Below are 13,265 nucleotides of genomic sequence, written 5' to 3'. Positions count from 1 at the left end.
TCAAGAAACTGTCAAGACCAAGATCCAGAACCCCGTTCCGATTCCATCGGAACGGAAACGGCGCTAGCGCGCGCCTCGGGCATGGACGTGACGTGACGGCAGGCTGACCTCGGCCAGCCTGCCGGCGTCTTCGTTGCGGTCGATCGCGACATATTCGCCGTGCCAATACGCCAGCGCGGCGGTGCGCTCCGATGCGATCACATCGAGCACGCGACCGATGACGATCGCGTGCGAATGCCGTTCGATGACCTCCTCGACCTCACAGTCGATCGCAGCCAGCGCCCCGACCAGCAACGGCGCGCCCGAGGCGCGCGTCGTCCATTCGGCCCCGGTGAAGCGCTCTGCTCCCTTCAGGCCGCCCTTGCCGGTAAAGCGCTCGGCGATGTCGAGCTGATCCGCGGTCAGGATGTTGACGCCGAACACGCCATGGCGCGCGATCAGCGGCCATGAGGAGGCAGCGCGGTTGACGCTGACGATCAGCGACGGCGGCTCGACCGACAGCGACGACACCGAGGTCACCGTCATTCCCGAGATCTCCTTGCCCCGGCCGGCCGTGATGACGCTGACGCCGCCGGTGAGATGGCGCATCGCGCCACGGAATTCATCGGCCGCCACCGCGGGCTCGATCGAAACATTGCGGACGATGGAATTCATGGCGACCTCACAGACCGGACGTGTCTTCGCTGCCCTCGAGCAGGTGCTTCAGGATCTCGCCTTCGAGCGCGGCGAGCTCGGCCGAACCACGCCGGCGCGGCCGCGGCAGGTCAATCGTGACATCCTCGGCGATCCGGCCGTCCTCGATAACCAGCACGCGGTCGGCGAGCGCGACCGCCTCGGCGACATCGTGCGTCACCAGGATCGCGGTAAAGCCCTGGTCGCGCCAGACCCGCTCCAGCAATTGCTGCATCGAAATGCGGGTCAGCGCATCGAGCGCGCCGAGCGGCTCGTCGAACGCCAGCACGCGCGGCTGGCTGACCAGCGCCCGCGCCAGAGCCACGCGCTGCTTCTGGCCGCCTGAAAGCACCGAGGGCCACTCCCCGCGCTTGTCGCCGAGGCCGACCTCGACCAGCGCGCGCTCGGCGCGCGCTTGCGCGTCCGCAGACGAGCGCTCGCGCCCTAGCCCCACCTCGACATTGGACAGCACCCCCGCCCAGGGCAGCAGGCGCGGCTCCTGGAACATGACGCGGACGTCCTGCGCCCGGGGTTGTTCACCGAAGGCGATGCTTCCCGCCGTCGGCGCGTCGAGGCCCGCGATCAGACGCAGCAGCGTGCTCTTGCCGCAGCCGCTGCGGCCGACGATCGCGACGAACTGGCCGGCCGGGATGTGCAGGTCGATGCCGCGCAGCACCTCATTGTCGCCGAACGCCTTGCGCAAGCCGCGGATGGTCAGCGACAGGCCGCGGGCCGCGCCTTCCGTCACGCGCCGCAAATGCCGAGCCTTCACGACGACGTCGGCGTGGTCGACCGGTTCGGCGTCGACCGGCTGGAAACGAAGCGCTTCTTGCATTCTCATTCTCACTTCTTCTGAAAGGCGGGGTGCCACGACAAAGTAAGCCGCTCCAGCGCCCGCGAGGCGCTGTCGGCAAGCTTGCCGAGCAAGGCGTAGATCAGGATCGAGAGCACGACGACGTCGATCAGCATGAATTCGCGCGCCTGCATCGCCATGTAGCCGAGGCCCGACGAGGCCGCGATGGTCTCGGCCACGATCAGCGTCAGCCACATGATGCCGAGCGCAAAGCGCAGCCCGACGAAGATCGAGGGCAGCGCGCCCGGGAAGATCACCCGGCGGAACAGTTCGCCGTCGGTCATGCCGTAGATGCGGCCCATCTCGATCAGCTGCGGATCGACGGTGCGGATGCCGTGCAGCGTGTTGAGATAGATCGGGAAGAACACGCCGAGCGCGACCAGGAACAGCTTGGCCGACTCGTCGATGCCGAACCACAGGATGACGAGCGGGATCAACGCCAGATGCGGGATGTTGCGCACCATCTGCAGCGTGGTGTCGGTGAGCTTCGCCGACAGCTGCGACAGCCCGTTGGCGAGCCCGAACGCGAAGCCGATGCCGCCACCGATCACAAAGCCGATCGATGCGCGCCAGAAGCTGACCCAGATGTTGCGGACCAGCTCGCCGGACAGCAATAGCTTCCACCCGGCCAGCGCGACATCGGTCGGCGCCGGCAGCACGCGCGAGGGCACAAAGCCGGTGACACAGGCAAGTTGCCAGATCAGAACGATGCCAAGCGGCACGATCCACGGAATCAAGCCGTCGACCTTGGGTAATTTCGGTGCGCTGGAGCTGTTTCCGTTCCGATGGGATCGGAACGGAGCTCCAGATTTTTGTTTCGACGCGTTTTCTTCACGCGAACCGGTATCCACTTCGCTCGAAAACGCTTTGCGGCGCGGGAGACTGTCGATGAGACTCATGATTGCGATGCCTGCTTCTGCGGACGATAGTCGTTGCCGATGGTCTCGCCGAACGGCCCGGTGTTGACGCGGATCGGCGTTACGTTGCCGGGCTGCGCCAGCGACAGCAGCGGGAACACCAGCTCGGCGAAGCGATAGGCTTCCTCGAGATGCGGGTAGCCCGACATGATGAAGGTATCGACGCCGACGTCCTGATACTCCTTGATCCGCGCGGCGACGGTCTGGGGATCGCCGACCAGTGCGGTGCCGGCCCCACCGCGCACCAGGCCGACGCCGGCCCAGAGGTTCGGGCTGATCTCGAGCTTGTCGCGCCGTCCGCCATGCAGCTGCGCCATGCGCTGCTGGCCGACCGAATCCATCCGCGCAAAGATCTTCTGCGCGGCAATAATGGTGTCGTCGGTGACGTACTGTATCAATTCGTCGGCGGCGCGCCACGCCTCCGCGTTGGTCTCGCGCACGATCACATGCAGGCGGATGCCGAACGAGAGCTTGCGGCCGCGTTGCGCGGCAACAGCCTTCACCTTGGCGATCTTCTCGGCGACCTGCGCCGGCGGCTCGCCCCAGGTCAAGTATTTGTCGACGGTGTCGACCGCGACGTCGATGCCGGCGTCCGACGAGCCGCCGAAATACAGCGGCGGGCGCGGCGACTGCACCGGATTGAACAGCAGGCGGCCATCCTCGATCCGGATGTGCTTGCCCTCGACATTGACCGTCTTGCCTGCGAGCAGATCGCTATAGACGTTGAGGAACTCGCGCGTCACCGCGTAGCGTTCGTCGTGGTCGAGGAAGATGCCGTCGCCCTTGTTCTCGATCGGATCGCCGCCGGTGACGACGTTGATCAAGAGACGGCCGTTCGACAGCCGGTCCAAGGTCGCGGTCATGCGGGCGGCAACGCTCGGCGACTGCAGGCCGGGCCGGACCGCCACGAGATAACGCAGGCGCTCGGTCCAGGGCGCGACGGCTGACGCCACCACCCAGGAATCCTCGCAGCTCCGTCCCGTCGGCAGCAGCACGCCGTAATAGCCGAGCTGATCCGCGGCCTGGGCGATCTGGCGCAGATAGTTGAAGTTCACCTCGCGGCCGCCGATCGACGTGCCGAGATAGCGGCTGTCGCCGTGGGTCGGCAGGAACCAGAGGATGTTGGCGTTGGTTGGGGTGCTCACGTGCCCGGCCTCCATGCGACGTCGGAAATCTTGATTTGTTTGGGGATCAGGCCGAGCGCGAAGAAGGTGTCGGCGACCTGTTGCTGATCCGCGATCACGGCGTCGGTGACCGGCTTGATGCCGTAGGCCTGCCGCTTCAGCGCGACCTCGACCACCGGCACCGACAGGCCGATGCTCGGCGCGAGTTGTTCGGCGACGGCGTGGATGTCGCCCTTGGCCCAGTCATCGACCTCGCTGAGCTGCGCCAGCACCAGCTCGACGATCTTCGGATCGCCTTGCAGGAACTTCTTCGAGGCGAAGTAGAACTGATAGTTCGCGACGATGCCGATGCCGTCGGCGACGGTGCGTGCGCCGGTCGCAGCTTCCGCCGCGGCCTGGAACGGATCCCAGATCACCCAGGCATCGACCGCGCCGCGCTCGAACGCCGCGCGCGCATCGGCCGGCGCCAGGAACACCGGCTCGATCTCGGAATATTTGACGCCGGCCTTCTCCAGCGCCTTCACCAGGAGATAGTGGACGTTGGAGCCCTTGTTCAGCGCGACCTTCTTGCCCTTCAAATCAGAAACCGACTTGATCGGGCTGTCCTTCGGCACCAGGATCGCCTCGCCCTTCGGCGCCGGCGGCTCGTAGGCGACATACTGGATCGGCGCTCCGGCGGCCTGCGCGAAGATCGGCGGCGCCTCGCCGGTGTTGCCGAAATCGATCGCGCCGACATTGAGCGCTTCAAGCAGCGGCGGCCCGGACGGAAACTCAGTCCACACCACCTTGGTGCCGACCGATTTCAGCTTCTCCTCGAGCGAGCCCTTGCTCTTCAAGAGCACCAGCTTGCCGTATTTCTGATAGCCGATGCGGACGACCTTCTCCTGGCCGTAGGATGCGCCGACGGTCGCCGCGACGATGCTGACCGAGAGCACCGCGCGGGCGACCCAGCGCCGAAACAAACGCGTCATGGGAATGTCCTCTGCATATGAATTGACCAAACGCGCGCCGATCAGGTCTGGGTGTTGCGCCAGACGATGTCGCGGATCGCGATTTGCTTCGGGATCAGGCCGAGCTTGAAGAAGCGGTCGGCGACGCCTTGCTGGGTCGCGATGATGTCGTCGGTCACGGGGCCGACCGAGAAGCCGGCGCGCTTTGCCGCGATGGTCTGGATATCGAGCGGCACGCCGGTGACCGCGGCCAGCGATTTCGCGACCTCGTCGGGGTGCGCCTCGGCCCACTTCGCCGTCGATGTCGTGACATCGACGATCTGCTGCAGCAGAGCACCGTGCTTGTTCGCGAAATCGCGGTTGGCGATGTAGAACGCGTTGGTCTTGGTGATATCGCTGCTCTTGACCAGAATGCGGCCGTTCTGCCTGGTCTCGGCGATCGCGAAATACGGATCCCAGATCGCCCAGGCGTCGATGCCGCCATTGGCAAAGGCAGGACCTGCGTCCGGCGGCGTCAGATAGACCGGCGTGATGTCGTCGTAGGTCAGCCCGGCCTTCTCCAGCGTCTGGATCACGACGTTGTGCGCGCTGGATCCCTTGGTGAAGCCGACCCGCTTGCCCTTGAGATCGGCGATGGCTGTGATTGCCGAATTCTGCGGCACCAGGATGCCCGAGCCGTTGATGATGGGCTGCGCCGCGGCATAGACGATGGCCGCGCCCGCCGCCTGCGCGAAGATCGGCGGGGAATCGCCGACTGCGCCGTAATCGACGCTGCCGACATTCATCGCTTCCATCATCGGCGGACCCGAGGAGAACTCGACCCATTTCACGCTGACGCCCTGCGGCTTGAAATGATTTTCCAAGGCCTCACGCTGGCGCGTGATAACGAGCACGCCGTTCTTCTGGTAGCCGATACGAATTTCCTTCGCGTCCGCCTGGGCCTGCGCGCGCGCTGACAGCGCAGCAGCAGTAGCTGTGGCGAGCGACAGCTGGAGGAACTCACGACGCTTCATTCCAAAATTCTCCTGACGATCAAGCGCGTTTCTCAACACGCGATCATGCGATGTCAGGATGATGAGGCGCGCGAACGAAGCTGTCGAGCACCGCACAAAAATAGCGATGCCTGCACTTCAGTGCAGGCATCACACGTGCGGTTTCGTTCAAGGCGCAGGTCGCGCGTAGCGAATTATTTTCTTCACGCGATCGCGAGGTCGCTGCACAGCAATCGATCACCCAGCGGCCGCGGTCTTCGGGCCGACATTGACCGCGAGTTTACCATAGCGGTCCGAGAACGCCTGGGTGTCGATCTCCTCGAGCTGGATCGAGCCGTCAAGCACGCCCTTCTTCCAGGCATCGTGTTCGGGATCGTGCTGGAACTCCGGCATCACTTCCTTGCCGAACAATTCGAGCGACTCGCAGATGTGCTCATGGGTGTTCTTGCCGGCCTGGTTGAGCAGGATCACCTGATCGATATGCGAGGCGCGGAAGCGTCGCAGCTTCTTGCGCAAGGTTTCCGGCGAGCCGATCAGGCCGCCGCGCAATGCGGCTTCCTGCGCCTCGGGATTCTCGCGCTTCCACTTGTTGTACTCGTCCCACATGTTGACGGTGCCGGGCGCCGGGCGCTGCCGGTTCTGCGCCTGGCCGTAATAGCGCAGCGCGAACTGGAAGAAGGTCGCGCCGTCGGCGCGCTTGCGCGCCTCTTCATCCGTCTCGGCGCACATGAAGAACGACACCAGCGCCATGTTGGGATTGATCTCGTAGTCGGCGAGCTTGTTCAGCCGCTTGGTGATCGCATTGTAGTAGGCGTGCACCCAGGCATGCGCCGCCTCGGCGCTGACGAACTGAAAGCCGAGCGCACCAAATCCGTTTTGCCCGGCGCGCTCGATCGTCGGCAGTTGCGAGCAGGCCATCCAGAGCGGCGGATGCGGCTTCTGCACCGGCTTCGGCACGACATTACGCAGCGGGATGTCGAAATATTTGCCGTGATGTTCGGTGCCGATCTTGGTGAACATCGGGAAGATCGCTGCGACAGCCTCCTCGAATACCTCGCGCTTGGTCTCCATGTCACGGCCGAACGGCGTCAGCTCGGTGATCGAGGCGCTCTCGCCCATACCGAATTCACAACGACCGTTGGAGAGCAGATCGAGCACCGCGACCCGCTCGGCGACGCGCGCGGGATGATTGGTGGTGAGCTGGAAGATGCCGTGGCCGAGTCGGATGTTTTTAGTGCGCTGGCTCGCGGCGGCGAGGAAGGATTCCGGCGCCGGCGAGTGCGAATATTCCTCGAGGAAATGATGCTCGACGACCCAGGCGTAGTCGTAAGCGAGCCGGTCGGCGGTCTCCAATTGTGTCAGCGCGTTCTGGTAGAGCCGGAGCTCGTCGCCGTCGTTCCAGGGGCGCGGCAGTTGCAGCTCGTAAAAGATGCCGAATTTCATGGCGTCACTCCCAAGGTCGTCCCCGACCACCTGTGGTGGTCCCGACCGCTTGTTGTTTTCGGTCAGTCTAGTGGCGCCCCGGGTCAAGTCTAGCCTCGGGCGCGAAACCCCAATTCCGTGCGGCGGGAGACGGCTTGCTTGGGACGCATGAATGTTTAGCTTGTGCAGGTGTGAGTCGCGGCGCTATCGGTCGCGCGCTCATTCTTCCGAAAGCCACATGACCACCTTTACGCCGCACCAGGATTCCGCGCTGAAAGCTGTTGCCGACTGGCTGAAAGCCAAGCCCGGCCAGAACGGGACGCCGCCGGTATTCCGCCTGTTCGGCTATGCCGGAACCGGCAAGACCACGCTTGCCCAGCACATCGCCGAAGGCGTCGATGGCGAGGTGAAGTTCGCGGCTTTCACCGGCAAGGCGGCGCTCGTCATGCGCAACAAGGGTTGCGACAGCGCCTCCACGATCCATTCCCTGATCTACCGTGCCCGCGAGTCCGGCGTCGAGCAGCCGAGTTTTGAGCTGTGGGACGACGCGCCAGCATCAAAAGCGAAGCTGATCGTGATCGACGAATGTTCGATGGTCGACGCCGAGCTCGGCCGCGACCTGATGTCGTTCGACTGCCCGCTGCTGGTGCTCGGCGACCCCGCGCAATTGCCGCCGATCCAGGGCGGCGGCTTCTTCACCGACGCCGAGCCGGACGCGATGCTGACCGAGGTGCACCGCCAGGCGCAGGACGATCCGATCGTGCGGATGTCGATGGATATCCGCGAGGGCCGCGAGCTCGAGATCGGCCGCCATGGCGAGAGTGAGGTCGTCTCGCGCAGGGAGCTCGATCCGGACCGCGTGATGAGCGCCGATCAGGTGCTGGTCGGCCGCAACAACACCCGCCGCGCCTACAACATGCGGATGCGGCAGCGGCTAAAGATCGAGGATCCTCTCCCCGTTGCCGGCGACAAGCTGGTCTGCCTGCGCAACAACCGCAAGAAGGCGCTGTTCAACGGCGGGCTGTGGCGGGTCAAGGCGCGTGCGCAGTCGAAGTCCAAGATCATCACCATGCGCGTGATGCCGGACGAGGATTTCGGCCACAAGGTCACCAAGGTGTCGGTACGCGGCGAATGCTTCGACGGCGGCATCGAGGGCATTCCGTGGGAGCAGCGCAAGCCCTATGACGAGTTCGACTACGGATACATACTGACCGTCCATAAGTCGCAGGGTTCGCAATGGGACGACGTCGTGCTGTTCGACGAGAGCTTCGCGTTCCAGGACTCGCGCGCGCGGTGGCTCTATACGGGCATCACGCGGGCGGCGAAGCGGCTGAGCATCGTGGTGTGATCGTCCCGCAGGCGCCGACGTCATCCTGACAGTGAGTATGTGGCTCGCAGGCGATACCAAATATTCAGCGTCGTCCTGGCGAAAGCCAGGACCCATTACCCCGCTGCTTGTTGTTGCGGGACACTGGGGCCACGATCCCGCCTACAGTTACATTTGGTGGTTATGGGTCCTGGCTTTCGCCAGGACGACGGGCGTGGAGCGGCCGCGGCAAAAATCCGGCACCGTCACCGCTGAACTTCGCTGATTTCCCTCACGAAACCGTGTGGCCGGCGCCGTAACAAAACGCCCCCTCGCCCGTATTTTGAAGCGTCGGAGCAGCCCGGCCGGTTTGCCAATGCCGGCTGCCGCTCTAGACTGACCCCCAATTGCGATCCCACGAGGAACCCATGCCCAAAAGCTCCCTCAGCCGCCTCTCGCTTTGCGCCGCCGCGATCGGCGCGCTGGCCGTTGCCGCTTTTGCCGTTGCGCCCTCGCTTGCCGCCGAGGACGCCGTGGTCATCCCGGCGCCGGCCGCGAGCGCGCCGGAAACCGGTATCAAGACCGCGGTGCTCGCCGGCGGCTGCTTCTGGGGTGTGCAGGGCGTGTTCCAGCACACCGCCGGCATCGTCAGCGCGGTGTCCGGCTACTCCGGCGGCAGCAAGGCCAATGCCGACTACGAGAAGGTCTCGACCGGCACCACCGGCCACGCGGAATCCGTCGAAATCAAGTACGACCCGCAGAAGATCTCCTACGGCAAGATCCTGCAGATCTTCTTCTCCGTCGTGCATGACCCGACCCAGCTGAACCGCCAGGGCCCCGACTCCGGCACGCAGTATCGCTCGGCGATCTTCACGACCAGCGACGAGCAGAAGAAGGTGGCGGATGCCTATATCGCCCAGCTCAACGCGGCCAAGGTCTACAAGAAGCCGATCGTCACCAAGGTCGGCGCGCTGGAGGCGTTCTATCCGGCGGAGGGCTACCACCAGGACTATCTGACGCTGCACCCGAGCCAACCCTATATTGCGTATAACGACATCCCGAAGGTCGAGAACTTGAAGAAGATCTTCGCGGAGGACTACATCGAGAAGCCGACGCTGGTGAGCAGCACCAAGGTCACCAACTGAGGCGACGCTTCCCGTCATTGCGAGCGAAGCGAAGCAATCCATGTCGCGGCAAGCGGAAAGATGGATTGCTTCGTCGCTTTGCTCCTCGCAATGACGATCAAACCAAGGAGGTTGAATGTCCGATACCAAAACCGACGGCAAGGTCCGCAAGAGCGAGGCCGAGTGGCGCAAGGAATTGACGCCGATGCAGTACGCCGTGCTGCGCGAAAAGGCGACCGAGCGGCCGTTCACCGGCGAATATGAGCATGATCCCCGCAAGGGCACTTATGTCTGCGCCGGCTGCGGGCAGCCGCTGTTCGAGTCAGACCAGAAGTTCGATTCCGGCTGCGGCTGGCCGAGCTTCTCCAAGCCCGCGGCCGAGAGCCATGTCGACGAGGAGCACGATGTGAGCCACGGCATGGTCCGCACCGAGGTGCTGTGCTCGAAATGCGACGGCCATCTCGGCCACGTCTTCAACGACGGCCCCGGCCCCACCGGCCTGCGCTACTGCATCAACTCGGCGGCGCTGAAGCTGAACGAGAAGAAATAACGGCCGCAACTCCGCTCGTCATGCGCGGGCTCGACCCGCGCATCCATCAAGCAATGAGTCTTTCGTCACGATGGATTGCCGGGTCGAGCCCGGCAATGACGACGGTGGATTTGGCAAATATCCCGCTCTCCCATCGAACGTTTGATCCGCCCCGCGCGACCAAAAACCGGTCGCGCGGGGTTTTGTTTGGCCCGGCCGTCCGTCCGCGCGCGTAAACAAAAGGAAATTTTGATGTCACTAATTCCAACAAAGCTTTTGTTTGGTGTCGGTCTTGCCAGTCTCATCATCGGCAGCGCCGTGGGCCTTCCGGCGTTCGCCGCCGACAAGATCTCGCTGTTCAAGGTCATCACCTCCAAGGACGAAATCGTCATCGGCCTGACGGACGCCGACCTCGCGCAGGTCGAGGGCCAGAATGCCGGCGGCATCGCCAAGATGCTGGTCGCCAAGGGCTCGATGAGCGTCTGGCAATATGCCGTGCACAAATCCGCTTCCGGCGAGCTCGAACAGGCGCCGCTGCACAAGATCGGCCTGATCGCCAGCGACTCGCTGCGGGTCGAGCCCTACCCGACCCCGCTGAAGGTGCTCCCGATCGACGAGAGCAAGAAATAGCCGCCCCGGCGCCCAACAACATCCTCGTGATCGGCCGGCGGCCTTAACGACTCGCGCCCCGGAATGTGCTTTGCTCCGAATTCGCGGGGCCGTAGGCGTCTCGCCGTGCGGCTGCCGCCTGTTCTGAGGAGGGCGCCATGTCGCTTGGACTGATCCTCATCATCCTCCTGCTGATTATCCTGCTGGGCGGCTATAGCGGCCGCATCCGCGGCTATGGCTATGGTCTCGGCCACTCCGGAATGGGCCTTTTTGGGGTGATTTTGATCGTGGTCGTGATCCTGGCCTTGCTCGACAAGATTTAATGGCTGTAAGCCATTGAAATTGATGGAGTTATTTTGATTGACCGCGTGCCATGCGCGGATTCGGCATGTGCCCTGCCGGGGGCGCTTCTGGGGTCGCATTTTTGTCAAAGAGGCCTATATTAGGGATCGAAATGACATGTACGGCGCGCCGCCGATTATAGGCCGCCGTCCCCCAAAATCCCTTTCGCCGCTCTATGCCAAGAACACAAGAGGTCGTCGACCATGCGTCCCCTGCGTCCGTTCAACTATAACACGTCCGCCGAACTGTTCCCTGCCGCGATCCGCAAGAAGAAGCGGGCCGGCTTTGCCTACCGCCGTTTCGGCACTGCTGCCGAGGCCGTGCAGTTCGCGATGGAGCAGCTGCCAGCGGATTCGCTGAACGGCGCCTATCTCCAGGTCGAGGAAGCCCGTTTCGACCAGAACGGCATCCGTTCGCTGTATGAGAGCGAAGGCTTCCCGCTGCCGCGCCGTCCGCGCACTGAGCCGGCCCAGACCGACGCGGACGCCGCATAAAGCTTTCTGCTCGTCGCCCAACGAAAAGCCCTCGGACCGATCCGGGGGCTTTTGTTTTGGGGGTTAGAGCGTTTTCGAGCGAAGTGGATACCGGTTCGCGTGAAGAAAACGCGTCAAAACAACAATCGGGAGCCCCGTTCCGATTCAATCGGAACGGAATCGGCTCTAGAGTCTCGGCTGCTTGTCGAGCCAGCGCCGCAGCATCCGCACATTGCGGATATTGGCGCGGAACATGACGTCGAAGGCATCGCCCGCCACCGGCACCATGCCGACCACGCCGTCGACCGCGACATTGGCAAGCATCCGCGCGGTGATGTGCCAGGGCGCGCCCAACAGACGGGCTTCACGCACCAGCCACAGCGAGATCGCGGTGGTGATGAGATCGCCGATCACCGGGATCAGGCCAATCAACCCGTCGATGCCGTAGCGGACATTGGTGCCCGGAACGACGAAGGCGACGTCGAGCAGCTTTGCGATCATCTCCAGCCGCGCGAGCCGCTCCTCGCGCGTCAGATTGCCGAACGGGTTGGCGGTGGAGTTGCGGAAGTCGAAGCGGAGGCCTTCCTGAAAGGCTCCCTGAAAACCTTGGAACTGCGGATGCAGCGGGCCATCGCCGAGCTCGCGCCCGTCCTGATCGATGATCTTGCCGCGCGCCTGCGCCCCGCCGAAAGGCGGCCGCGATCGCGTGGCGTGGGGAGAGAAAATGTCGTCCTCGGGCATGGCCATCACATGGTAACGCAGGCAGGTGGTTCAAGTTGCGTCACATTACCACTGTGTCACATTCAAGGCCGTTCAAGCCGCATCACGTGCCCCGCGCCGCCGATGGCGTCAGACCGAAGCGGCGGCGGAAGCAGCGGTTGAAGTAGGACAGATCGTTGAACCCGCAATCGAAGGCGATGTCGCTGATCCGCCGCTCGGCGTCATGGACCAGCATCTCGGCAGCTTTCGTCAGCCGCAATTCGGTCAACCGCATGGTGAAGCTCGCGCCCGCCTCGTAGAGCAGCTCGTTGACGTAGCGCTCCGACAGGCCGGTCGCGGCGGCGAGCTTGTGCGCGGAGAAATCCGGCTCGGTGAAGCGCTTGGCGAGGATCATCAGCAGCGACTTCAGCCTGACCGCGCGAAGCCCGCGGCGTTGTGCTGCGGCCGCAAGATCGCCGCGGGCGCCGAGGCCGAGGGCTGCGAGATCCAACAGATGCGCCGCGATGGCGAAGCCGGCCTCATCGACGGCATCGGGCGATTGCAGCAGCAGGTCGCTATAGTCCATCGCCAGCGACAGCGCGCCGCCCGGCGCGAGCTCGCGGCCGACCAGGTCGTCGACCCCGGTGACCATGGATCGCAAGGTCGCCATCGGCAGATGGACGTTGGTGAAGCGCTTGTGGTGGGCGCCGTCGGCGGTGAAGAACGGCTCGTCGAGCTTGAGCAGCACCATCGCGCCCGGCCGCATCTGGAATTCGCGCCCGCGATGCGTCACGGTCGAGGCGCGGTCGCCGGTGTTGCGCGCCAGGCAGTAACGGTCGTCATTGGTCGCCAGCACCTGGCGCCGCTCGCGCCGCACGGTGGTGAAGCTGCCGTTGCAACGGCCGAGCAGGGTGGTGCCGATATGGATCGAGTTCATCGTCGCGCGAAACGGCACCGCCGGTGACGGGTCGAGCTCGCCGGTGTTGGAGAAATGCTCGAACAGTTCGGCGAAGAACATGTAGCGCTGCCGCTCACCCAGACCGGGCGGCAGCATGTCGGTCGACAGCCTTTTTTTGATGACGGACATCGGAAGGACGGGACCAAGGTGCTGGCCGGCAGTCTGGCCACCACGAGATGAACGGAAGGTGAAAGCCACCGGCCCTGTGCACAGCGCCGGACAGTCCAAGTCCGGAATCCTCCGGCGCTTCCCAGTCCAAGACGCGCCTGCCGCCGGGGGCTTACCGATGGCACCG

General features: G+C 64.2%; 15 protein-coding genes. 6 read left to right on the top strand and 9 right to left on the bottom strand.

Going from position 1 to position 13,265, the window contains the following annotated elements; all coding sequences use genetic code 11:
• Positions 1-63: 63 nt before the first annotated feature.
• From JQ573_RS23780 to JQ573_RS23750, 7 genes are all read right to left on the bottom strand, one after another.
• Complete coding sequence (locus JQ573_RS23780; RefSeq protein WP_212316092.1) at positions 64-654, bottom strand: flavin reductase family protein; 591 nt, start codon at positions 652-654, stop codon at positions 64-66.
• Between the two features lie 7 nt (positions 655-661).
• Entirely contained in the window at positions 662-1,507 is an 846-nt protein-coding gene (locus JQ573_RS23775; protein WP_212316488.1) for an ATP-binding cassette domain-containing protein, read from the bottom strand.
• 8 nt (positions 1,508-1,515) lie between these two features.
• The gene (locus JQ573_RS23770) at positions 1,516-2,262 is read right to left on the bottom strand and encodes an ABC transporter permease subunit (protein WP_212316094.1); all 747 of its coding nucleotides are present in this window, start codon (positions 2,260-2,262) and stop codon (positions 1,516-1,518) included.
• A 158-nt stretch (positions 2,263-2,420) separates the two neighbouring features.
• Entirely contained in the window at positions 2,421-3,602 is a 1,182-nt protein-coding gene (gene ssuD, locus JQ573_RS23765; protein ID WP_212316096.1) for an FMNH2-dependent alkanesulfonate monooxygenase, read from the bottom strand.
• Positions 3,584-4,537 (bottom strand): sulfonate ABC transporter substrate-binding protein, encoded by a 954-nt coding sequence (locus JQ573_RS23760; RefSeq protein WP_212316098.1) that lies wholly within the window; start codon positions 4,535-4,537, stop codon positions 3,584-3,586. The genes ssuD and JQ573_RS23760 overlap by 19 nt, the downstream gene beginning before the upstream one ends.
• Before the next feature lie 41 nt (positions 4,538-4,578).
• Positions 4,579-5,529, bottom strand: a complete 951-nt coding sequence (locus JQ573_RS23755) for a sulfonate ABC transporter substrate-binding protein (RefSeq protein ID WP_212316100.1) — start codon at positions 5,527-5,529, stop codon at positions 4,579-4,581.
• A gap of 216 nt (positions 5,530-5,745) precedes the next feature.
• The gene (locus JQ573_RS23750) at positions 5,746-6,951 is read right to left on the bottom strand and encodes an LLM class flavin-dependent oxidoreductase (RefSeq protein WP_212316102.1); all 1,206 of its coding nucleotides are present in this window, start codon (positions 6,949-6,951) and stop codon (positions 5,746-5,748) included.
• Between the two features lie 217 nt (positions 6,952-7,168).
• Between JQ573_RS23750 and JQ573_RS23745 the strand changes: the two genes are divergently transcribed.
• The 6 genes from JQ573_RS23745 to JQ573_RS23720 all read left to right on the top strand — a co-directional run bounded on the left by JQ573_RS23745 (position 7,169) and on the right by JQ573_RS23720 (position 11,334).
• Positions 7,169-8,278, top strand: a complete 1,110-nt coding sequence (locus JQ573_RS23745) for an ATP-dependent RecD-like DNA helicase (protein WP_212316104.1) — start codon at positions 7,169-7,171, stop codon at positions 8,276-8,278.
• Positions 8,279-8,664: 386 nt separating this feature from the next.
• Positions 8,665-9,381 (top strand): peptide-methionine (S)-S-oxide reductase MsrA, encoded by a 717-nt coding sequence (gene msrA, locus JQ573_RS23740; protein WP_212316106.1) that lies wholly within the window; start codon positions 8,665-8,667, stop codon positions 9,379-9,381.
• Positions 9,382-9,496: 115 nt separating this feature from the next.
• Positions 9,497-9,910 (top strand): peptide-methionine (R)-S-oxide reductase MsrB, encoded by a 414-nt coding sequence (gene msrB / locus JQ573_RS23735; protein WP_212316107.1) that lies wholly within the window; start codon positions 9,497-9,499, stop codon positions 9,908-9,910.
• A gap of 231 nt (positions 9,911-10,141) precedes the next feature.
• Positions 10,142-10,519 (top strand): hypothetical protein, encoded by a 378-nt coding sequence (locus tag JQ573_RS23730; protein ID WP_212316109.1) that lies wholly within the window; start codon positions 10,142-10,144, stop codon positions 10,517-10,519.
• 137 nt (positions 10,520-10,656) lie between these two features.
• Entirely contained in the window at positions 10,657-10,821 is a 165-nt protein-coding gene (locus tag JQ573_RS23725) for a DUF3309 family protein (protein WP_176533426.1), read from the top strand.
• Positions 10,822-11,043: 222 nt separating this feature from the next.
• Positions 11,044-11,334 carry a hypothetical protein gene (locus tag JQ573_RS23720; RefSeq protein ID WP_173640953.1) on the top strand — a complete coding sequence of 97 codons (291 nt, stop codon included), beginning with the start codon at positions 11,044-11,046 and terminating at the stop codon, positions 11,332-11,334.
• Positions 11,335-11,499: 165 nt separating this feature from the next.
• Here JQ573_RS23720 and JQ573_RS23715 read toward each other — a convergent pair whose 3' ends face one another.
• Together JQ573_RS23715 and JQ573_RS23710 are read right to left on the bottom strand one after the other, a co-directional pair.
• The gene (locus JQ573_RS23715; protein WP_212316111.1) at positions 11,500-12,060 is read right to left on the bottom strand and encodes a DUF4112 domain-containing protein; all 561 of its coding nucleotides are present in this window, start codon (positions 12,058-12,060) and stop codon (positions 11,500-11,502) included.
• Positions 12,061-12,136: 76 nt separating this feature from the next.
• The gene (locus tag JQ573_RS23710; protein ID WP_212316113.1) at positions 12,137-13,099 is read right to left on the bottom strand and encodes an AraC family transcriptional regulator; all 963 of its coding nucleotides are present in this window, start codon (positions 13,097-13,099) and stop codon (positions 12,137-12,139) included.
• Positions 13,100-13,265: the final 166 nt, after the last annotated feature.

The organism is Bradyrhizobium sp. AUGA SZCCT0105, from assembly GCF_018129565.1.
Lineage (GTDB): Bacteria > Pseudomonadota > Alphaproteobacteria > Rhizobiales > Xanthobacteraceae > Bradyrhizobium.
Note: the sequence above shows the minus strand (reverse complement) of the source record. Positions and strands in the feature narration are given on the sequence as shown.